The 19,548-nt window shown below is 71.4% G+C and carries 18 protein-coding genes and 1 tRNA gene; 6 read left to right on the forward strand and 13 right to left on the reverse strand.

Going from position 1 to position 19,548, the window contains the following annotated elements; all coding sequences use genetic code 11:
• Positions 1-123: 123 nt before the first annotated feature.
• The gene (locus BUE30_RS16205; RefSeq protein ID WP_073333929.1) at positions 124-654 is read right to left on the reverse strand and encodes a superoxide dismutase family protein; all 531 of its coding nucleotides are present in this window, start codon (positions 652-654) and stop codon (positions 124-126) included.
• Positions 655-838: 184 nt separating this feature from the next.
• On the opposite strand from BUE30_RS16205, the gene BUE30_RS16210 reads away from it, so the two are divergent.
• Positions 839-2,452 carry a SulP family inorganic anion transporter gene (locus tag BUE30_RS16210; RefSeq protein ID WP_073333933.1) on the forward strand — a complete coding sequence of 538 codons (1,614 nt, stop codon included), beginning with the start codon at positions 839-841 and terminating at the stop codon, positions 2,450-2,452.
• A 156-nt stretch (positions 2,453-2,608) separates the two neighbouring features.
• On the forward strand, positions 2,609-2,920 hold the full coding sequence (locus tag BUE30_RS16215) for an ETC complex I subunit (RefSeq protein WP_073333937.1): 312 nt from the start codon (positions 2,609-2,611) through the stop codon (positions 2,918-2,920).
• A 383-nt stretch (positions 2,921-3,303) separates the two neighbouring features.
• On the opposite strand, the gene BUE30_RS16220 is transcribed toward BUE30_RS16215, so the two are convergent.
• Together BUE30_RS16220 and BUE30_RS16225 are read right to left on the reverse strand one after the other, a co-directional pair.
• The gene (locus BUE30_RS16220; protein WP_073333941.1) at positions 3,304-4,986 is read right to left on the reverse strand and encodes a methyl-accepting chemotaxis protein; all 1,683 of its coding nucleotides are present in this window, start codon (positions 4,984-4,986) and stop codon (positions 3,304-3,306) included.
• A gap of 21 nt (positions 4,987-5,007) precedes the next feature.
• Entirely contained in the window at positions 5,008-5,580 is a 573-nt protein-coding gene (locus tag BUE30_RS16225) for a hypothetical protein (protein ID WP_073333945.1), read from the reverse strand.
• Between the two features lie 142 nt (positions 5,581-5,722).
• On the opposite strand from BUE30_RS16225, the gene BUE30_RS16230 reads away from it, so the two are divergent.
• Both BUE30_RS16230 and BUE30_RS16235 read left to right on the forward strand, forming a co-directional pair.
• Positions 5,723-5,799, forward strand: a tRNA-Arg gene (locus BUE30_RS16230).
• 243 nt (positions 5,800-6,042) lie between these two features.
• Complete coding sequence (locus BUE30_RS16235; protein WP_073333949.1) at positions 6,043-7,194, forward strand: sensor histidine kinase; 1,152 nt, start codon at positions 6,043-6,045, stop codon at positions 7,192-7,194.
• Positions 7,195-7,270: 76 nt separating this feature from the next.
• On the opposite strand, the gene BUE30_RS16240 is transcribed toward BUE30_RS16235, so the two are convergent.
• From BUE30_RS16240 to BUE30_RS16260, 5 genes are all read right to left on the reverse strand, one after another.
• Positions 7,271-7,627, reverse strand: a complete 357-nt coding sequence (locus BUE30_RS16240; RefSeq protein ID WP_073333954.1) for a hypothetical protein — start codon at positions 7,625-7,627, stop codon at positions 7,271-7,273.
• 146 nt (positions 7,628-7,773) lie between these two features.
• The gene (locus BUE30_RS16245) at positions 7,774-8,652 is read right to left on the reverse strand and encodes a DMT family transporter (protein WP_073333961.1); all 879 of its coding nucleotides are present in this window, start codon (positions 8,650-8,652) and stop codon (positions 7,774-7,776) included.
• A gap of 302 nt (positions 8,653-8,954) precedes the next feature.
• Entirely contained in the window at positions 8,955-9,410 is a 456-nt protein-coding gene (locus BUE30_RS17890; protein ID WP_073333966.1) for a BLUF domain-containing protein, read from the reverse strand.
• Positions 9,411-9,645: 235 nt separating this feature from the next.
• The gene (gene purU / locus BUE30_RS16255; protein WP_073333971.1) at positions 9,646-10,530 is read right to left on the reverse strand and encodes a formyltetrahydrofolate deformylase; all 885 of its coding nucleotides are present in this window, start codon (positions 10,528-10,530) and stop codon (positions 9,646-9,648) included.
• A gap of 134 nt (positions 10,531-10,664) precedes the next feature.
• Complete coding sequence (locus tag BUE30_RS16260; RefSeq protein WP_073333974.1) at positions 10,665-10,949, reverse strand: SH3 domain-containing protein; 285 nt, start codon at positions 10,947-10,949, stop codon at positions 10,665-10,667.
• 405 nt (positions 10,950-11,354) lie between these two features.
• Here BUE30_RS16260 and BUE30_RS16265 point away from each other — a divergent pair, with 405 nt between their 5' ends.
• Entirely contained in the window at positions 11,355-12,557 is a 1,203-nt protein-coding gene (locus tag BUE30_RS16265) for an MFS transporter (RefSeq protein WP_073333978.1), read from the forward strand.
• A gap of 12 nt (positions 12,558-12,569) precedes the next feature.
• On the opposite strand, the gene BUE30_RS16270 is transcribed toward BUE30_RS16265, so the two are convergent.
• Genes BUE30_RS16270 through BUE30_RS16280 form a run of 3 tightly spaced genes read right to left on the reverse strand, consistent with a single transcriptional unit; the run spans position 12,570 to position 15,974 of the window.
• A complete protein-coding gene (locus tag BUE30_RS16270; protein ID WP_170865664.1) occupies positions 12,570-13,367 on the reverse strand; it encodes an amidohydrolase family protein in 798 nt (265 codons plus the stop codon).
• Positions 13,360-15,081 carry a dihydroxy-acid dehydratase gene (locus tag BUE30_RS16275; RefSeq protein ID WP_073333985.1) on the reverse strand — a complete coding sequence of 574 codons (1,722 nt, stop codon included), beginning with the start codon at positions 15,079-15,081 and terminating at the stop codon, positions 13,360-13,362. The genes BUE30_RS16270 and BUE30_RS16275 overlap by 8 nt, the downstream gene beginning before the upstream one ends.
• Positions 15,078-15,974 carry a dihydrodipicolinate synthase family protein gene (locus BUE30_RS16280; protein WP_073333989.1) on the reverse strand — a complete coding sequence of 299 codons (897 nt, stop codon included), beginning with the start codon at positions 15,972-15,974 and terminating at the stop codon, positions 15,078-15,080. The genes BUE30_RS16275 and BUE30_RS16280 overlap by 4 nt, the downstream gene beginning before the upstream one ends.
• A gap of 134 nt (positions 15,975-16,108) precedes the next feature.
• On the opposite strand from BUE30_RS16280, the gene BUE30_RS16285 reads away from it, so the two are divergent.
• Positions 16,109-17,131, forward strand: coding sequence for a Gfo/Idh/MocA family protein (locus BUE30_RS16285; protein WP_073333993.1), 1,023 nt, complete (start codon positions 16,109-16,111; stop codon positions 17,129-17,131).
• Here BUE30_RS16285 and BUE30_RS16290 read toward each other — a convergent pair.
• On the reverse strand, positions 17,073-17,762 hold the full coding sequence (locus BUE30_RS16290) for a GntR family transcriptional regulator (protein ID WP_073333997.1): 690 nt from the start codon (positions 17,760-17,762) through the stop codon (positions 17,073-17,075). The genes BUE30_RS16285 and BUE30_RS16290 overlap by 59 nt on opposite strands.
• Positions 17,763-17,860: 98 nt before the next feature.
• A complete protein-coding gene (locus BUE30_RS16295) occupies positions 17,861-19,468 on the reverse strand; it encodes a GH39 family glycosyl hydrolase (RefSeq protein ID WP_073334000.1) in 1,608 nt (535 codons plus the stop codon).
• Positions 19,469-19,548 lie beyond the last annotated feature (80 nt).

The raw sequence follows: 19,548 nt of genomic DNA on the forward strand, positions 1-19,548 counted from the left end.
GGATCTCGGTCGGCGGGGCGGGGACAGGTCGAATGTGGCCGCTCCGCCCCGCGGATCAAGACCGGGCCGGGGCCGCCTGCCGACAGGGGGTGTCAGCAGGCGGTCCGGCTGCGCCGTGGACGCCTATTGCGGCGCGACGAGCACCCCGCAGGCGATGCGGTCGCCGGCATCGCCGGACGGCTGGCTTTCGTAATCGTCGGCGCCGGAATGGACGATGAAGGCGGAGCCGTCGGCATCGGCGAGCAGATCGGGCGTCAGCAGGTCGTTGAAATGCGACTCGGTCACCGCGCCGTCGGCATCCGGCGTCACGTTCGGCAGGTCGCCCGGATGCGGGCCGCCCTCGACCATCACGCCGTGCTGGCGGTCCCCGGCGAGGTGGCCGCCGGCGGAGGAGAAGTCCTCGGCCGAGCAATCGCCGGTCTCGTGGATATGGACGCCGTGCGTCTCACCCGGCAGCCCGGTCAGGGCGAGATCGACGATCGCGTAGCCCGACGCGGTGGGGGTCACCGTGACGGTGCCGTGGGACGTGCCGTCGGCGGCTGCGATGTCGGCGGTCATCGCCTCCATCCCGTCGGTCTGGGCGGTGGCCGTCCCGACCAGCGGGACGAGGGCGCCGGCGAGAATCGCGGCCGGAAGTGTCTTGGTCCGGAACATGGGAATGCCTTTCGGAAATCGGGGGGTGCGTGCCGAGACAACGGGGCGCCGGGGCAGCACGTTCCGAAAACGTGATCCGGGGGCCATGCGGACCCGCGGAGGGCCGCCCGCGCTCTGGCCATTCCGGGTCCGAGCGGGTACGCGCTTGCCCGCCCCGCAAAGTACAGCCCGAACGAGGTCCTTCGTGGTCAAGTCGACCCTCGCCCAGTTCGCCGACCAGGTGAACCTGCCCCGCCGCATGGCCTCTCCCGCGCAGATGCGGACCGACCTGCTCTCCGGCCTCACCGTCGCGCTGGCACTGGTGCCCGAGGCGGTGGCCTTCGCCTTCGTCGCCGGGGTGCCGCCGCTGGTCGGGCTCTACGCCGCCTTCATCGTCGGCCTCATCACCGCCCTGTTCGGCGGGCGGCCGGGCATGATCTCGGGCGCGACGGGGGCGCTCGCCGTCGTCATGGTCAGCCTCGTCGCGCAGCACGGGATCGAGTATCTCTTCGCCACCGTCGTGCTGATGGGGGCGATCCAAATCGTGGTCGGAGTGCTGCGCTGGGGCAAGTTCATCCGGCTGGTCCCGCATCCGGTCATGCTCGGCTTCGTCAACGGCCTCGCCATCGTGATCTTCCTCGCCCAGCTGGGGCAGTTCAAGGTGCCGGGCACGACCGAGGTGTCGGGCCACGGCGTCGGAGGGGGCGAATGGCTGTCCGGGGTGCCGCTGGCCGTGATGCTGGGCCTGACCGCGCTCACCATGGCGGTGATCTGGCTGGGGCCGCGCCTGGTGAAGGCGATCCCGGCGCCGCTGCTCGGCATCCTCGTCACGGCGGGCATCGTCATCGCGCTCGGCCTCGACACGCCGGTCGTGGGCGATCTGGCCTCGATCGAGGGCGGCCTGCCCGCCTTTCACATCCCGATGGTGCCCCTCACCTGGGAGACGATGGAGATCATCCTGCCCTACGCGGTGATCCTCGCCGCGATCGGCCTGATCGAGAGCCTGCTGACGCTGAACCTCGTCTCCGAGCTGACCGGCAACCGGGGCGGGGCGAGCCAGGAATGCCTCGCCCAGGGCGCGGCGAACGTGGTCACCGGCTTCTTCGGCGGCATGGGCGGCTGCGCGATGATCGGCCAGTCGATGATCAACGTGAAATCGGGGGGGCGGACGCGGCTGGCGGGTACGGCGGCGGCGCTGTTCCTGCTGCTCTTCATCCTCTTCGCCTCGCCCCTGATCGAGCGCATCCCGCTGGCGGCGCTGGTCGGCGTGATGTTCATGGTGGTGATCGGCACCTTCGCCTGGAACTCGCTGACGCTGCTGTGGAAGGTGCCGCGCACCGATGCGGCGGTGATCGTCCTGGTGACGGTGGTGACCGTGGCGACGGATCTGGCCACCGCCGTCGTCGTCGGGGTCATCGTCTCCGCCCTCGCCTATGCCTGGAACAACGCAACCCGCATCGCGGCCAGCACCGACCGCACCCCCGAGGGGGCGAAGGTCTACAAGATCATCGGGCCGCTCTTCTTCGGATCGGCCGAGGGCTTCGGCGAGCTCTTCACGGTCGAGGAGGACCCGTCCGTGGTCATCGTCGATTTCGAGGGCAGCCGCGTCGTCGACCAGTCGGCGCTCGCCGCGATCGATTCCGTCGCCAGCCGCTACGAGGCGGCGGGCAAGGTCCTGCAGCTGCGGCATCTCAGCCGGGACTGCCACCGGCTCCTCCGGCGGGCGGGGCACCTCGTCGTGCAGGACGACGACGATCCCGATTACGGGCTCGCGGTCGATTACGGCGTTCGGACGGGCGCGCTGGGCGGCGGACATTGAGGACGGCGCCGGGTCCGCGACCGGGGACCTTCGCCCGCCGCGACGCGCCGGCTTGCGTCGTCGACGCGCCCCGGCGCGCCGCGCCGCGGCCTTGCGCGGAAGGGTCGGACAGGCCATAAGCGCAGGCGGAACAGACGCCTTCGACGAGGATCGACCATGCGTGCCCGGATCTACCGCCCCGCCCGCGCCGCCACGCAGAGCGGCTCAGCCAGAAGCCGGGTCTGGGTCCTCGATTTCCCGGCCGCCGCCGCCCGCGAGATCGATCCGCTGATGGGCTGGACCTCCTCGGACGACACGCAGGCGCAGGTTCGCCTGACCTTCCGGACGAAGGACGAGGCGCTCGCCTACGCCAAGGACAACGGCATCGAGGCCGTGGTGATCGAGCCCAAGAACCGCGCCGCGAACATCCGCACGCAGGGCTACGGCGAGAATTTCGCGACCGGCCGCCGCGGCGCCTGGACGCACTAGGCCACGGATCGCTCCGCCGCCTGAACGCACTAAGCCACGTATCTCTCCGCCGCCTCCGGCCCGCTCGCGGCGGCCCTCGATCCGCGCCCCTGGCTGGGGGAGGCGCCTCCGCCCAGCGTTTCCCGGACGACGTGTTGTCCCGCAACGGGATCGTTGCGCAGCCGCGGTTCGAGGGCGCCCCGGCCCGCAGCCGCGGGTCGAAGGCGCCCCGGCCCGGGGGGGATACCGGGCAGCCCTAGCCGGCCCTTCCGCCCGTTCTGCTTCGGATGTGCGGCTTCGCTTGCGAAGGGGCATCCACGCTCGTGACGGGCCGGCCTCGCGGCGATCCCCGATAGCGGAGGCCCGGTTGCCGGATCGCGGGGACGGCCCGCAAGCAAGACCCTTCAGGCGGCGGCCCGGATACGATCGGTGCTGAAGCGCGAGACGAGGTCGGACAGCCGGTCCGCCTCCTGCAGCAGGTGACGGGCGGCGTCCGAGCTCTCGACCACCAGGGCGGCGTTCTGCTGCGTCGCCTTGTCGAGCTCTCCGACCCCGATATTGATCTCCTGCAGGCCGGAGGCCTGCTCGGTCGCCGCGGTGGCGATCGAGTCGACGAGGTCCGACAACGCCTCCACCTTGGCGGAGATCTGGCTCAGACGCTCGCCGGTGGTCCGCACCAGGCCGACGCCGTGCCCGACATGGGTGGAGCCCTGCTCGATATAGCCGCCGATCTCCTTCGCGGCATCGGCCGAGCGCTGGGCGAGGGCCCGCACCTCGGAGGCGACGACGGCGAATCCGCGTCCCGCCTCGCCGGCCCGCGCCGCCTCTACCCCCGCATTGAGGGCGAGCAGGTTGGTCTGGAAGGCGATGTCGTCGATGACGTTGATGATCCGGGCGATCTGCGTCGAGGATTCCTCGATCTGGTGCATCGCGGCGACGGCATCGTCCATCACCTTGAGCCCTTCCGCCGTGTCGTCGCGGGCCGTGCGGACATTGCCCGAGGCGTCCCGCGCGCTCTCGGCCGAGAGCCGGGTCGACTGGGTCACCTCCTCGAGCGCGGCGGCAGCCTCCTCCAGGGTCGCGGCCTGACCCTCCGTCCGGCGTGACAGATCGTCGGACGAGGCGGTCATGCCGGAGACCCGCTCGCGGATCGTGCGGGTCGACTGGCCGATCTCGTCCAGCAGGTCGCGCAGGGTGCCGATCGTGGAATTGTAGGCCTCCCGGAGCGATTCGTATTCGCCCGGGAAGGGGCGGTCGATCGTGCGCGAGACATCGCCCGCCGACAGCGCCTCCAGCGCGCCGCGGAGGGTCGCCACGACCGAGCGCTGCGCCTCGGCCGCCTCCTGGGCCGAACGCTCGAGCGCGAGCGTCTGCCGCCGCCGGTCGCGGAACGCCTCGAGATTGCCGGCGATCTGCCCGATCTCGTCGCCGCGCCCGAGGCCGGGGATCGGCGTGTCCATGTCGCCGCCGGCGACCCGGTCCACCATCCCGGCCAGCCGCGCGAGCGGCCGGCTGATCATGTGTCGGACGGCCAGGGCGAAAGCGACCAGGATCACGGCCGCCACGGCGGCGCAGATCGCGTAGGTGACGAGGTTCTGGCGGGCGATGTCGGCCATGTAGGTCTCGCTCGACCAGCCGGTGACGAGCAGGCCCGCCGTCTCCTGGTCCTCGCCGAAGGGGATGGGAACGGCGAAGCGCAGGGTGTCCCGGTCCTGCGCGGCCTGCAGCGCTGCCCCCCGGCCGAAGGCGGCGAGGTCGCCGCCCGGCTCGCCCCATTCCAGCACCACTTCGCCCGTGGTGTCGAGCAGGATGGCGGAGGCCAGGAAGTCGGGGGCGGTCTGCTCCACCTCTTCCAGCAGGCCCACGATATCCTCGGTCCGTCCGAAGCGCAGCGCGGCCCCCGCCTTCGTCGCCACCGAATGCGTCAGGTCGAGCGCCCTCGCGGTCAGGCCGTCGACGACGAGCGACCGGGCATACTGGGCGTTCAACCAGGCGAGCAGCGCGGCCACGGCGAAGAGGCTGCCGGTGGCGAGGAGGAGGCACTGCACGAAGATCGACAGGGCCGGACGACGGGGCGAGGCGGTCATGGCATCAGGTTCCGTGCGGAGTCACATGAAGCTTTCGGCGTTCAGCCCGACGGTGATCGCACCGATGGCTGCGCCGCTGTCGGGATCGACGATGGTGGCGGAGATCTGGGCCTGGTAGCTGCCCGTGCTCTCGTCCATCTCGATCTCGCTGACATGCATGGCCCCGGGACCGGCGCCGTAGGTCTCCTGCCACTTGGCCTCGTCGCCCTGCCACATGTCCGAGGTGATGCCGGAGGCGGCGACATTCAGACCGACCCCGTCGGTGATGAAGATCTCGGTGATGACGCCGCCCGATTCGGCGATATGCGCGCGCAGTTGGTCGGCGAGGGGGGAGGTCACGACCGGGTCGATCGTCGGCTGGTTCGCGGCGCCGACCTCGGACCGCCAGGTCGCCTCGAGATCGTCGATCATGGCCTGATCGTAGCCATGGGTCGTCTCGTTCTGCGCCGTCACCGCCCCGACCACGGCCGCATCGTCGATCCAGGGCGCGATGTGGTCGCCGAAATAGCCCTTGATGGCGGCGTCGACGTCCTGCGCTGCGGCGGAGAGGGGGAGCCCGGCGGCGAGGGCCAGGGCGATACGGAAGGCGGGCATGGAAGGATCCTCGGTTCGGTGGGCGGGGCCGGTCCATCGCGGACCGACCCGATCGCCGCCTTCCTACCGCCCGTTTCTTTCCCGCCCGTTAAGCGCCGAGACTTGCCAAGGACGCCGCGCCCGTCGCAGAAGGGACCGGCGCGGGCTCATAGCTCAACTGGATAGAGCAGCCGACTTCTAATCGGCAGGTTCGGGGTTCGAGTCCTCGTGGGCCCGCCAGCCCCGGGGCATTCTCGGGGCGGTCCGGTCAATCGACCAAACTGCCTCGCCGGGGCGGTCCGCATCTTCCAGGCCCCCACACACCTGCACGATGCCCCGCGCCGGATCGGGCAGGCGCCGGCCTGCGGCGAACGCGGCCTCGACACGGCATGGTCTTGGCGGAGTCCCGTATCCGGCCGTTCTTTCGGCTCATTGGTTAACGAGAAGGGGCGTCCCAGCCCCAGCCGAACGAAAGAATCGGACGTGCAGATCTACAAAGCCATGGCCAGCACGAGCTGGCCCCGGACCTACAACGGGAAGATTCTCCTCGTGAGCTTCCTCGGGGTCCACGTGCCGATGTTCGGGGCCGTCGGTTACGTCCTCCTCGCGGATCCCACGCCTCTTGCGCAGCAACTCGACGTGCTCGCGGCGATGCTCGTCGCGACGCTTCTCGGGACCGCCGCCACGATGGGCGTGATGCACACGCTCCTCGCTCCGGTGCGTGCCGCCTCCCGGGCGGCGGACGCCTACCTCCAGACCCGCCGGATGCCCCGCCTGCCCACGACATATGCCGACGAGGCCGGCGTGCTGATGGCGAGCGTGCAGGAATGCATCACGCGGCTCGACAGTTCGCTGGCCGCGACCGAGTTCCAGTACCGGCAGCTCGAACAGGACCATGCCGAGAAGTTCCGGATGCTGTCGGGTCTGAAGCACGATTTCAGGACACCTCTCACGCATATCCTCGGCTTCGCCTCGCTGATGAAGAGCGAGGCGATCGGACCGCTCGGACACAAGAGCTACCAGGGCTTCGTGGGAAAGATCGGCGAATCCGGCGCGCAGCTGCTGCAGACCCTGAATTCGCTGATCGACCTTTCCGATCACGCCGTTGCGGCGCAGGTGGCGGAGGACAGCGAGACCCTGGACATCGTGTCCCTGGCGAAGGACGCGGTGAATCTCGAGCATCTCCACGCCGAGAAGACGGGGGTGTCGGTGAGCCTGGACGCGCCGGCCCTTCTCGAGGCGCACATGGTCCGCTCGGCGGCCGAGACGCTGCTCGCGACCACGCTTCATGCCGCGATCAGCGCCAGTCCGACGGGGGCGCATGTCGATCTCTCGATCTCGGAGGAGGCCGGGCTCGTCACGATCGCCGCCAGAAGCGACCGGGGCAGTCTGTCGCTCGAGGATGTCCCGGCTCAGCTGAGCCACCAGTTCGACAGGTTGGAGAGCGCCACGGGCAGCGCCGCCGCCACGGCGCAATCCGCCACGCCGGTGACGCTGCGGCTTTCTCTGATCGACACGCTCAGCCGGGCGATCGGGGCAAGCTTCTTCATGTCGCAGACGCGCGGGGGCGGGCTGGATCTGCGGATCGTCGTCCCGCCCGAGGGGTCGGTGGTGGCCACGCCGCTCGCAGCATAGGAAGTCGGTCGTGCCTTGCGCCCCGCCGACGGCGGATCCGTGCTTCGGCCGCGCGGTCCGGACGGTCGTCCGCAGCTCAGGCGGCGCGCTTTCCGCCGAGGGTCCGGAAATGCTCCGCCGGGATGTCGGAATAGCCGGGGGGAAGCGGTCGGGGGTAGGCGGTCCGGTGCAATGTGCCGGGACGATGGCCGACCGGGCGCGGACGCCGCTGCAGATCCCGGCTCAGGACCTCGCCGATCCGGTTAGTCCGGCAGTACAGACGGTCATCCTGCACGACCTCGCCCAGATACCGGCCGTCGAAGCCGACGATGACCCCGAAGGCGTTCAGATACATGCCGATCTCGGTCCCGTCCGGAGCGAAGAGCGTAGCGGATCGCATTTCGGCCACGTTCCGGCCGGACGAATCGAAGAGGTAGTAGGTCCCGCGTTTCATGATCGACGAACTCCCGAAGGTTCGCCCCCGCCCACAATTTTAAATAAGCTTGCAGGACCGTCCGTTTAACCTGACGTTTCGGGCAGGCCCGGGGCACGGCCTCCGGATCCCGCCGCTGTCGTCCGGCGGGTCCGGGGGGAGGGCCCTCAGGCGGCAGATCGCTGCTCCCGCAGGATGGTCGCGACCCCGCTCGCGATGATGATGGCGGCGCCGAGCCAAGTCAGCTCGTCAGGGGATTCGCGCCAGATCGCCCAGCCGAACAGCGTCGCCCAGAGCAGACCCGTGTAGTCCAGCGGGGCGACCACGACGGCGGGGGCCAGCCGGAAGGCCTGGGTGATCATCGTCATGCCCGCGACGCCGAAGAAGGCGATCCCGGCGAAGGCCGGCAGGTCCGCGGCCCGGACCGGCACCCAGACGAGCGGCACGAGGATCGCGCCGAGCAGCGCCCCCGTGCCGGTCAGCCAGACCAGAAGCGTCCAGACGCTGTCCCGCGGATCCAGCCAGCGCGCGCTGAGCATCAGGAGCGCGTAGGTGAAGGCGGCCGCGACCGGCAGCAGCAGGACCGGCTGGAAGGCCTCGCCCCCCGGCCGGACGATGACCAGCACCCCGGAGAAGCCGGCGAGCACGGCGAGCCAGCGACGCCAGCCCACGATCTCGCCCAGGACCAGGGCGGAGATGAGCGTGATGAAGAACGGCGCGGCGAAGATCAGCGCGGTCGCCTCGGCGAGGCCCAGCCGGGAAAGGCTGGTGAAGAAGAGCATCGTCGCGCCCACCCAGAGCGCGCCGCGCGCCACATGCGCGAGGGGGCGGCGCGATCCCAGGGCGGCGCGACCGCCGATCGCCGCGGCGATCCCCATGGCGAAGGGCAGGGCGATCACGTTCCGCAGGAAGAGGATCTGCAGCGGGTTGTAATCCGACGTCAGCAGCTTCGCGATCGCGTCGTTGACGCTCAGCATCGCCACGCCGAGGCACATCAGGAGGATGCCCTGCGCCTGAGCGGCCGGGGCGGTGGGTGCGGAAGTCATCCGATCGGGTGTCGACCACCCCGCGATCCCGGTCAATCCCCCGGGAGACACCTCTCCGGCCCGAGCACCGGCGCGCCCGGCGGCGTCGATCCCCCGGGCGTCGCCGGCCCGGGACATCGCGCTGCCGGCCCAAGGCGGGCGCTGGCGCTTGCGGCCGGGCGGGGAACGACGGGATGGACTGCCGCCACGGGCCGGCCGGGCCGCGATCGTCACCGGGGGTGGGGGCGCCGCGTCCGGACGGGCGGCGGCCCGTACCGGTCGCGGCCCGTACCGGCCCGCGGCCCGTCGCGCGATGGCGGCCGTCAGGCCATCCCGCTACCCTCGCCGCTCCATTTCTGGCGGGCGAGGGCGCCGGTGAAGGTGGCGATCAGCTCGGTCACCGCCGGATCGTTCGTCCGGGGGAGTTCGCGGCTCCGGAATCCCTGCAGCGCGTGCAGCACCTCGGCCCTCTCGGCGCGCAGGTCCCGGCGGGTGATGTAGGCCATGGAGAAATCCGGCACCGAGCGGGTCTCGGTCTCCTCCATCAGGATCGGCGCGGGCTCGTCGTGGCGGGGATCGTCGCGGATCCGCGCGTAGCACGCCTCGACCTCCGTCTGTCTCCCCTCCAGCAGCTGGAAGAACATGCGCTCGCGGCAGCACAGGAAGCCGGTGATGTCGTCGCGCAGGTTGTTCCGCCGCGACACCTCGAGCAGCGCGCCGATCGCCTCGACGGACATCGGCTGCACGGACGAACTGACATAGGCAAGCCGGTAGAACATCCTCGCCCCCTGCAGGGCGATCCGGATCGCGCTGCCACACTCCACACCGTCCGGACCCCAGCACTCCGCCGGCAGGGCCGCAATGGCGATGCCGGCATTCCCCCCCGGGCCGCGCCCCGGGTTGGCGGGACGGCAACAGCGGGGCGCGCCGCCCCGGGCGCCGGGGCGCCCGGGGGGAGAGGCCGTAGGCCGGCAGGGGAACGGCGGGCCGGAACCCCCCCCGGCGCCCCGTTCCTCAGCCCATCCGTTCGGACGCGTAGGAGCCGGGGGAGGGCGGGAAGACGACCGTCTTGTCGCCGTTGAGGAAGACGCGGCCCCGCACATGGGCGTGGATCGCGCGGGCCAGCACCTGCGCCTCGACGTCGCGGCCGAGCGAGACGTAGTCCTCGGCCGATTGCGCGTGGGTCACGCGCACGGTGTCCTGCTCGATGATCGGCCCCTCGTCGAGATCGGCCGTCACGTAGTGCGACGTCGCGCCGATCAGCTTCACGCCGCGCTGGAAGGCCTGCTTGTAGGGATTGGCCCCCTTGAAGCTCGGGAGGAAGGAATGGTGGATGTTGATGATCCGCCCCGACATCTTGCGGCACATCGCGTCGGAGAGGATCTGCATGTAGCGGGCCAGCACGATCAGCTCGGCGCCGCTCTCCTCCACCACGTCCATGATCCGCGCCTCGGCCTCGGCCTTGTTCTCCTTGGTGACCTTGATGCAGTGGAACGGGATGTCCTGGTTCACGACCACCTTCTGGTAGTCCATGTGGTTCGAGATCACGGCGACGATCTCAATCGGCAGGGCGCCGATCCGGCTGCGGTAGAGCAGGTCGTTCAGGCAGTGACCGAAGCGGCTGACCATCACGACGACCTTGCTCTTGGCGGCCTCGTCGAAGAACTCCGCCTCCATCTCGAGCTTCTCGGCGATCCCGGCGAAGGCGCTCTCGAGCTCGGCCAGGGTCTTGCCCTCCTCCGAGCGGAACGACATCCGAGCGAAGAAGGCGCCGGTATCGGCGTCGTCGAACTGCGCGGAATCGGTGATGTTGCATCCCTGCTCGGCAAGGAAGCCGGCGATGGCGGCGACGATGCCGCGCTTCGAGACGCAGCGCACGCGCAGGGCGAAGGAGGACATGGGGCAGGGCTCCTGGGGGTCGGTGATCGGTCAGCGGCTTGCTGGGCCGGACCTTGCCCGTTGTCCAGAGGCGCGGTGTCCCGCCGCCGACCCATCGCGGCCCGAAAGCGCCGCGCCGCGCGCGGCCGCGCGGATCAGGGCGTCGAGAGGTAATCGGCGGCGACGTAGCCGCCGATGCCGGGGGCGTCGGACAGCGTGACCGCGCACCACAGCTGCCCCAGCTCGACGGCGCAGTCGCCGCGCCGCAATTCGGTCCCGTCGGGCAGGCCGAGGACGACGGTGTAGTTCAGCCCCGGTCCCGCGCGCAGCTTCAGCAGGTCCTCCGCCCCCACCCCGGTCACCACGGCCCGGTCCCCGACGACCGCGGCGCAGGCGGCCGGCAGGAGGAGGGCGACGAGGGCGGCGGCGCGAAGGGACATGGCGGGGGCTCCGGTGGGTCTGCTGGCCGCGACATTAGGGCGGGGCGCGGCCCGCTGTCGATCCCGACCCGGCGTCGGGCGGCGCGGCCGGGACCCCGGACGGCGCGGAAGCGAGCGGTCGTCGAGAGGGGCGCGGCCGGGACCGCCATGGCAGAACGAGCGCCGCGCGCCTTGGGGAAGGTCCGGATGGGACCGGACGCCACCATGGGATCGGGCGGGCAACGGACCCATGGGGCGGGCGGGCCCCGCCTGCCGCCGGCGCCGCCCCTTGCCATGCCGGGGAAAGGGGCGTTCTGTGCGCCGGCCCCGCCTCGCGGGGCCCTCACCCTCCCCGTGCCGGTGCGCGGTCGGCCGGTCGCCCCGGCGGGCCGCGACCCGCTCGACCGACCTGCAAAGACGCCTGCCATGACCTTCGCCACGCCGCCCCGGACCTATCTCGCCGTGCTCACCGCGCTCGGCGCGACGCATCTGCTGAACGACCTGATGCAATCGCTGATCCCGGCGGCCTACCCCATCCTCAAGCAGGATTACGGGCTCGACTTCGTGCAGATCGGCCTCATCACCCTGACCTTCCAGATCGCGGGCTCCCTGCTGCAGCCGGTGATGGGCATGGTGACCGACCGCTATCCGGCGCCCTATTCGCCGGTCGTGGGCATGACCTTCACCCTGTCGGGACTGGTCTGCCTCGCCCTCGCGGGCAGCTACGCCGCGATCCTCGTCGCGGTGGCGCTGATCGGCATCGGCTCGTCCATCTTCCATCCCGAGGCGACGCGGATGGCGCGCTACGCGGCCGGGGACCGGCAGGGGCTGGCGCAGGGCATCTTCCAGGTGGGCGGGCAGGCGGGGGGCGCGCTCGGCCCGGTCCTCGCCGCCCTCATCATCGTCCCCTGGGGGCAGCCTAGCCTCGCCTGGTTCGCGGTGCTCGCCCTCGCCGCGATGGTGCTCCTGACCTGGATCGGCCGCCAGCAGCACAGCATCCGGGCCGAGTTCACCGACCGCAGCGCCCGACGGCGGGCGGAATCGCCGACGCCGCAGCACGGCGCGGCGACGATCGCGGTCGGGCTGACCGTGCTCACCTTCCTCATGTTCACCAAGAACACCTACGGCGAGAGCTTCCGGTCCTTCTACACCTTCTACCTGATCGAGAAGTTCGGCCTCTCGATCCCGGCCTCGCAGATGATGCTGTTCGTCTTCCTCATGGCGGCGGCGGTGGGCGTGCTGATCGGCGGCGTGGTCGGCGACGCGATCGGGCGGCGGCGGATCATCTGGATCTCGGTGCTGGGGCCGCTGCCGCTGACGCTGATCCTGCCCTATGCCGACCTCTTCTGGACCGGGGTGCTGACGGTGGCGATCAACCTCGTCATGGCCAGCGCCTTCGCCTCGATCCTGATCTACGCGATGGACCTGCTGCCGAACCGGATCGGCCTGATCGGCGGGCTGTTCTACGGGCTGAATTTCGGCCTCGGCGGGATCGCGGCGGCACTGCTGGGGATCATGGCCGACAGCTACGGGGTCGAGGCGGTCTACCGGTTCTGCGCGGTCCTGCCGCTGGCGGGGCTGGCCGTCTGGTTCCTGCCGCCGATCGACGAACGGCGGGCCGGGCGCTAGCGCCCCCCCGCGTCAGGCGCCGCCGTAGAGCGCCTCGGCCGCGCGCTGCATCCGCTCCCAGCCCGGTCCGGCGACGGCGCGCAGGTGGTGCAGCCAGTCCGCATCCCCCATCGGCGGGGCCGACAGCTCCGTATGCGGCCAGTCCGAGGCGAAGAGGCAGCGATCCGCCCCGGCGGCGAGCAGCGCGCGCGCCAGCAGCGTCGCATCGGGATAGGGCGGCCTCTGCGTCGAGAGGCGGTAGGGGGCGGACAGCTTGACATGGACGAGGCCGTCCGCGACCGCCTCGACCAGCGAGGCGATCGCGCCGGGACCCGAGCCGCGCGGGGGGTAGCCCATGTGGTCCACCACGAGGGGCGGGATCCCGGGGCGCGCGGCCAGCGCGCCGACATCGAGGCGGCTCGCGTCGATCTGCACCTGCAGGTGCCAGCCGTGATCCGCCATCCAGGGCCACCAGCCTTCGGTCTGCGACAGCTGCAGTCCGCCGGGATTGACGAGGTTGCAGCGCAGGCCCCGCACCCCCGCCGCGTGCAGACGGGCGAGGTCGCGCGGCTCCGAGCCGGGATCCGGCACGCAGATCCCGGTGCAGCGGCCGTCGCTGCGCGCGATCGCGTCGATCAGGCAGGCATTGTCGAAGCCGTAGACGCTGGGCTGGACCAGGACGGCCCGCCCCGCCCCGATGGCGTCGAGATGGGCGAGCAGCGCCTCGAGCGGCGCGTCGGGCGGCTCGTAGCCGCGCGCGGGGGAGAGGGGAAAGCGGCCGGATTCGCCGATCACGTGGACATGGGTGTCCCAGGCCGGGCCGTCACTCATCGCCGGGCGCCGCGAGGAAGTCGAAATCGCAGCCGAGATCGGCCTGCTGCACGGTGGTCGCGTAGAGCCGGGCATAGCCCCGGCGCGGCACCGGCGGGGCGCGCCACCCGGCGCGGCGCCGCTCCAGCTCGGCGTCATCGACCAGCAGGTCGAGCGTGCCCGCCGCCACGTCCAGCCGGATCCGGTCGCCGTCCCGCACCAGGGCGAGCGGACCGCCGACCGCCGCCTCGGGCGAGACATGCAGCACGACCGCGCCGTAGGCCGTGCCCGACATCCGCGCGTCCGAGATCCGGACCATGTCGCGCAGCCCCGTGGCGGCCAGCTTGCGCGGGATCGGGATGAGTCCCGCCTCGGGCATGCCGGGCCCGCCGACCGGGCCGACATTGCGCAGGACGAGCACGCTGTCGGGCGTCACGTCGAGGCCGGGGTCGTCGATCCGCGCGTCGAGATCGGCCAGCCCGTCGAAGACCAGCGCCGGCCCCTCATGCGCGCGCAGTCCCTCGGTCATCGCGGCCTGCTTGATGATCGCGCCCCCGGGGGCGAGGCTGCCGCGCAGCACGGCGATGGCGCCGCCCGCGACCACCGGGTCCCCGGCGGGTCGGATGACGCCCGGATCGCGCCAGTCCGGCAGGGCCTCCAGCACCTGCGACCAGCGGCGGCCGTCGGCGGTTGGGGTGTCGCTGTCGAAATGGCCCGCCCCGGCCAGTTCGCGCAGGAGGGCCGGCAGGCCACCGGCGGCGTGGAAATCCTGCATGTAGGCGCGGCCCACGGGCTTGAGATCCGCCAGGATCGGGGTCGCCGCCCCGATGGCGCCGAGTTCGGCGAGGTCGAAGCGCAGCCCCGCCCGCCCGAGGATCGCGGCGAGGTGGATCGCGGCATTGGTCGATCCGCCCAGAGCCTGCAGCGTGACGGCGGCGTTGCGGACGCTCGCCGGCGTCAGCATCTCGCGCGGGGTCGGCCCGCCCGCGCGGGCCATCTCGACCGCGCGGCGGCCGCTCGCCTCGGCGTGGCGCAGGCGCTCGGAATGGACGGCCGGGATGCTCGCCCCGCCGGGCAGCATGAAGCCCAGCACCTCGGCGAGGCAGGCCATCGTGCTGGCCGTGCCCATCACCATGCAGGTCCCGTGCGAGGCCATCAGCTGCGACTGCGCGGCATTCAGCGCCGCCTCGTCCAGGGCGCCGGCGCGATGCTCGACCCAGAGCCGTCGGCAATCGGTGCAGGCGCCCAGCCGCTCGCCCTCGTGCGAGCCGGTCAGCATGGGCCCGACCGCGACCGACAGGGTCGGCACGTCGGCGCTGATCGCCCCCATCAGCTGGGCGGGGATGGTCTTGTCGCAGCCGCCGATCAGCACGGCGGCGTCGAGCGGCAGCGCCTTCAGCATCTCCTCGGTGTCCATCGACATGAGGTTGCGCAGGAACATCGAGGTGGGGTGGGCGAAGCTCTCGTGCAGCGAGATCGTCGGAAAGACCATCGGCAGGCCGCCCGCCATCGTCACCCCGCGCGAGATCGCCTCGACCAGCTGCGGCGCCGTGGCGTGGCAGGGATTGTAGTCCGACCCGGTGTCGCAGATCGCGACGACCGGCCGGTCGAAGACCTCGGGCCCGTAGCCCCGGGCGAGCAGGAAGGAATTGCGCAGGAACTGCGCGAAGCCGGGATCGCCATAGGCCGTCAGCCGTCCCGCGAGGCCCTTTCCCCGTCCCTTGCCGTCGCTCACGACACGAGCGTCCCGGCCTCGAGCGCCGCCGCCAGGTCGCGGGCCGCGCCGCCCCCCATCGGGCGCAGCGGCGGGCGAACCCTCGCCCAGCCGGGCGCGCCCGTCCGCGCGGCGATCACCGCCTTGATCCCGGGGATCAGGGGGCCCGCGGTGACGAGGCCGCGCTGGCGCGTCGCCTCTTCCTGGAGATCGCCGGCAGGGGCGCCGCTGCGCAGCGCGTCGATCAGCCGGGCGATGCCGGCGGCGTTGACGTTCGCCGTGGCCGAGATGCAGCCCGCCGCGCCCAGCGGGATCGCGTCGCTCAGATGCGCCTCGCTGGCGGGAAAGACCGCGAGGTCGGGGAAGGTCTCGATGAAGGCGCGCGTCCCGCTCCAGTCGCCGGTGCTGTCCTTGAGGCCGACGACGATTCCGGGAAAGTCCCGCAGCAGCCGCTCGATCAGGGGCAGCGACCAGCCCGCCCCGGCCATCTGGGGGATATGGTAGAGGTAGATCCGAAGGCCGTCCGCGCCCGTCCCGTCGACGACCCGCGCGACGTAGTCGTAGAGGCCGTCATCCGGCACGCCCTTGTAGAAGAAGGGCGGCAGCAGCAGCACCCCGGCACAGCCCGCCCGCGTTGCGGCGCGCGACATCTCCACCGCGTCGCCGACCGCGCAGGCCCCCGTGCCCGGCAGCAGCTGCGCGGCGGGAATGCCGCCGTCGAGCAGGCCGTCGAGGACCGCCCGCCGCTCGGCCAGGGTCAGGCTGTTGGCCTCGCTCGTGGTGCCGAGGGGGGCGATGCCCCGCGCCCCGTCCGCCAGCAGCGCGCGGCAATGGGCGAGCAGGGCCGGCGTGTCGACGGCGAGATCGGCGTCGAAGGGCGTCGCCGCGGGGGGCCAGAGGCCGCTGCAGGTCATGGATCCCGTCCTCCTTCCGGTGTCGGGCCAGATTGTGCCGCCGCGCGGATGTTGTCAACAAAGCGATGGGTTGATCCAGCTGTAACCGGTATTTATGAGGGTCAGGCAAGAGAACATGATCCGGATTGTCGTCAATGTCGCTACGCATCGCCATGGTCGGGGCCGGGTGGGTCACCGAACACCATCTCGCCGCCTACCGCCGGCTGGGCGGGGCGGTCTCGGTCGTGGCGATCGCCGATCCCGACCCCGCCGCGCGGGCGGAGCGGGCCGCCCGCTGGGGCATTCCCCGCACCTTCTCGACAGATACCGAGATGCTGGACGCCGTCGCGGTCGACGCGCTGGACGTGGCGAGCCCGCGCGAACATCATGCCGCCTCGGTCGCGCTGGGCGCCCGGCGCGGCCTCGCCATCCTGTGCCAGAAGCCGCTGGCCCCGACCTGGGACGCGGCGCGCGCCCTGGTGGACGGCCTGCCGCCAGGCACGCGGCTTATGGTCAACGAGAACTGGCGGCACCGCCCGCATTACGGCCGGATCCGCGACTGGGTCGCCGGGGGCCGGATCGGCCGGCTGCGCCGGGGGCTGCTGCAAGCCCGCACCTCCGGCTTCCTCCCGGACGGGCAGGGCGCGCTGCCCGCCCTGGCGCGGCAGCCGATGCTGGCCGGGCTGGAGCGGATGCTGCTGATGGAGATCCTGATCCACCACGTCGACGCGCTGCGATCGGTCGTCGGCGAGATGGACCTGCTCGGCGCGGCGCTGGGCGCGGATACGCCCGCGCTGCGGGGCGAGGACATGGCGAGCCTGCTCTTCCGCGCAGGGCCCGCGGCTGTGTCGGTGATCGGCGATTTCCGCAGCCACGGCGCGCCGCCCGGCCTGACCGACGAGCTGGAGCTGCAGGGGACCGAAGGCGCCATCGCCCTGGAGGGGGATCGGCTGGCCCTGCGCCGGCCCGGACGCCCGGACGAGGAGGAGGCCGTCGACCTCGCCGCCGATTACACGGCCTCGTACCAGGGCATGATCGCGCAGTTCGTGGCGGCGGTCGCGGCGGGCGATCCCCGCGCCTTCGCCGCTCAGGTGGAGGACAACCTCGCGACGCTCCGCCTCATCGAGCGGGCCTATGCGCTCGGCCGCGATCCTGCTCTTCCCGCTCCAGCCGGCTGAGATACTGCTGCTTGCTCGGCCGCAGGTGCTGCACGCAGAGCTCGGACAGCGCCCAGCTGTCGGTCCCCCGCAGCAGCTGGATCATCGCCCGGTGCTCGTCCCGCGCGGCGGTGAGCCTGCCCGCGTTGCTCATGTCGGCGGCGCGGATGACATAGGTCATGTCCATCGCCCGCTTCACCATCTCGACGAGGTAGGGATTGCGCGACAGGGCGAAGAAGCCGACGTGGAACGCGTCGTTCGTGGCATGGATCTCGGGCAGGTCGCGGCGGTCGATCGCCGCTTCGTACTCCGCCTGGAGCGCCTCGACCCCCGCGATGTCCTCGGCGCCGGCAGGCAGGGCGATCTTGAGCGCCGCCTGCCGGGTCAGCATCTCGCGCACGTCGTAGAGCTGGCGCACCTCCTCCGAGGAATAGGCGCGGACCTGGGCGCCCTTGTTGCGCTCGCGCGTGACGATGCCGGCCCGTTCGAGGATCATCAGCGCCGAGCGGACGTGGTGGCGCGAGGCCGCCTTGTCGCGGGCGATGGTCTCCTCCGTCAGGCGCTCGCCGGGGCCGAGCCGGCCGAAGATGATGTCCATCTCGATGGCGCGGGCGACCGCCTCTTCCTCGTTCGTCAGATCCTTGGCGCTCATTCCATCCTCCCGGGGGCGCGATGTGGGGCATGGCGCGCGTCCGCGCAAGCGGACAACGTGCCCGGCCGGCGCCCGTCGCGCCGACCGGGCCGGTCGCCTCAGAAGTCGATCCGGAACAGGCCGACCCCCTGCCGGGGCAGGGTCGTCGTCAGGCGCAGCGTGCCGTCCGCCGCGTCCATCGACCGCTCCTCGATGCAGGGCAGTCGCGAGGCGGCCTCCAGCTCGGCGATCTGGGCGGGGGAGGGATCCTGCGGCGATCCCATCGCCTGCCACGCGCCGAAGGAATTGCCGTGATCGGCATCCATCCGGAACTCGCTGACGGTGAGCGCGCCGTCCGGCAGGCCGGTGACGGTCAGCTCGATAGCAGCCGCGTGGTCGGGCGTCACCACGTTGTCGTCGTGGTAGTTCCAGACCAGTACGCTGATCCCGCCCGCATCGCGGGTGGCCACGCAATTGACGTCCGGCGCCTGCCGCACCCCCTGATCGAGGATCCGGTCGAGGGGGAGGGCGCCGTCGCTCGTCGCCTCGATCCACTCGCCGTCCAGCTTTCCCAGCAGGCGGAAGGCGTTCAGCACCGCCTTGCCGACGCCGTTGGTCGCGAGGTCGCGGAAGCCGTCGTACCAGGGCTGGCCGTCGAACATGAAGGCCCAGGTCACCGCGCCCTCGATATGGATGCCGGCATTGCGCGACAGCTCGTAGGTGCGGACCATGTTCTCGACCACGTAGGAGCCGTAGAGCGGGCCGTTGCGATAGGCGTTCTGCGGATGGACGCGGGCCGAGCAGGCGGCGCAGCCCTCGGGATCGCTCTCGCCGATGATGACGGGCAGGTGAGTCAGCGACGGGTATTCGGCGATGATCTCGAGATTGCCCCTGATGTCGAGCAGGTGCTTGGCCAGCCCCATGCAGACCTCGCCGTTCTTCAGCTTGGGCTGACCCTTGGCGTGGAAGGCGATGAAGTCGATCGGCAGTTCGTGCTCGACCACGTAGTCGAGCACGCCGCGCAGGAAGGTCTGCGCCTTGGGGTTGTCATGCGCACCGCAGGTATGGGGGCCGCCGACCCGCCCCTCGGGGAGGACGGCCTTCACCGCGCGGACGGTCGCCGCGAACATCTCGCAGTATTGCGGGATCGAGCCGGTCCAGTAGTGGCCGTCGGGCTCGTTCCAGCATTCCCAGGGCCAGGTCGCCACGGTCTCGCGGCCGTAGCGCTCCACCAGGTGCTCGGCCCAGGCCTTCACCAGGTCGTGCCATTTGCGCAGGTCGTTCGGCGGGGCGGCCCAGCCGGTCATGATGGTGGAATAGGTGTCGTCCAGCGACCAGCTGTGGCGGTAGGGGCCGGGATCGTCGGACAGCGCCTCGGGGGTGAAGCCGACCTGCACGAAGGGCACCGTCCCCGTCTGCACGTAGGCGTCGAAGATGCGGTCCATGATCGTCCAGTCGTAGACCGGATTGCCGTCCGCATCCTCGGTATAGGCATTGGTCGAGCCCCATTTCAGCGCCGCCTCGCCGTCGCCGGAGGTCAGCAGGTTGTGGGTGCGGATATGCGGCGGCGTGCCGGAGGCGGCGGCGAGGTCGCCCAGCAGTTTCACGCCGTCCTTGGTATAGGTGTAGTTCGGCTCGTCGTAGCCGAACCAGTTCCACATCGGGTGGTAGGCCCCCGTGCTGCGGCTGCCGTCGACCCGCATGGCGACCCTTGCCTGTCCGGACATTTCGCTTCCTCCCCCGGCGGCTCGGCCGGCCCCTGATGATGTCGTGCCGGGGGACATCCCCGGGCCCTGGCCGACACTAC

Origin of the sequence: Wenxinia saemankumensis (assembly GCF_900141735.1) — a bacterium.
Taxonomy (GTDB): domain Bacteria; phylum Pseudomonadota; class Alphaproteobacteria; order Rhodobacterales; family Rhodobacteraceae; genus Wenxinia; species Wenxinia saemankumensis.

Coding starts and splice junctions, on each gene's coding strand:
- BUE30_RS16290 (WP_073333997.1), bottom strand. CDS start 17,762: ATGAGCGCCAAGGATCTGACGAACGAGGAAGAGGCGGTCGCCCGCGCC.
- BUE30_RS16220 (WP_073333941.1), bottom strand. CDS start 4,986: ATGACCGCCTCGCCCCGTCGTCCGGCCCTGTCGATCTTCGTGCAGTGC.
- BUE30_RS16205 (WP_073333929.1), bottom strand. CDS start 654: ATGTTCCGGACCAAGACACTTCCGGCCGCGATTCTCGCCGGCGCCCTC.
- BUE30_RS16260 (WP_073333974.1), bottom strand. CDS start 10,949: ATGTCCCTTCGCGCCGCCGCCCTCGTCGCCCTCCTCCTGCCGGCCGCC.
- BUE30_RS16285 (WP_073333993.1), top strand. CDS start 16,109: ATGTCGCTACGCATCGCCATGGTCGGGGCCGGGTGGGTCACCGAACAC.
- BUE30_RS16280 (WP_073333989.1), bottom strand. CDS start 15,974: ATGACCTGCAGCGGCCTCTGGCCCCCCGCGGCGACGCCCTTCGACGCC.
- BUE30_RS16240 (WP_073333954.1), bottom strand. CDS start 7,627: ATGAAACGCGGGACCTACTACCTCTTCGATTCGTCCGGCCGGAACGTG.
- BUE30_RS16225 (WP_073333945.1), bottom strand. CDS start 5,580: ATGCCCGCCTTCCGTATCGCCCTGGCCCTCGCCGCCGGGCTCCCCCTC.
- BUE30_RS16215 (WP_073333937.1), top strand. CDS start 2,609: ATGCGTGCCCGGATCTACCGCCCCGCCCGCGCCGCCACGCAGAGCGGC.
- BUE30_RS16295 (WP_073334000.1), bottom strand. CDS start 19,468: ATGTCCGGACAGGCAAGGGTCGCCATGCGGGTCGACGGCAGCCGCAGC.
- BUE30_RS17890 (WP_073333966.1), bottom strand. CDS start 9,410: ATGTTCTACCGGCTTGCCTATGTCAGTTCGTCCGTGCAGCCGATGTCC.
- purU (WP_073333971.1), bottom strand. CDS start 10,530: ATGTCCTCCTTCGCCCTGCGCGTGCGCTGCGTCTCGAAGCGCGGCATC.
- BUE30_RS16270 (WP_170865664.1), bottom strand. CDS start 13,367: ATGAGTGACGGCCCGGCCTGGGACACCCATGTCCACGTGATCGGCGAA.
- BUE30_RS16265 (WP_073333978.1), top strand. CDS start 11,355: ATGACCTTCGCCACGCCGCCCCGGACCTATCTCGCCGTGCTCACCGCG.
- BUE30_RS16245 (WP_073333961.1), bottom strand. CDS start 8,652: ATGACTTCCGCACCCACCGCCCCGGCCGCTCAGGCGCAGGGCATCCTC.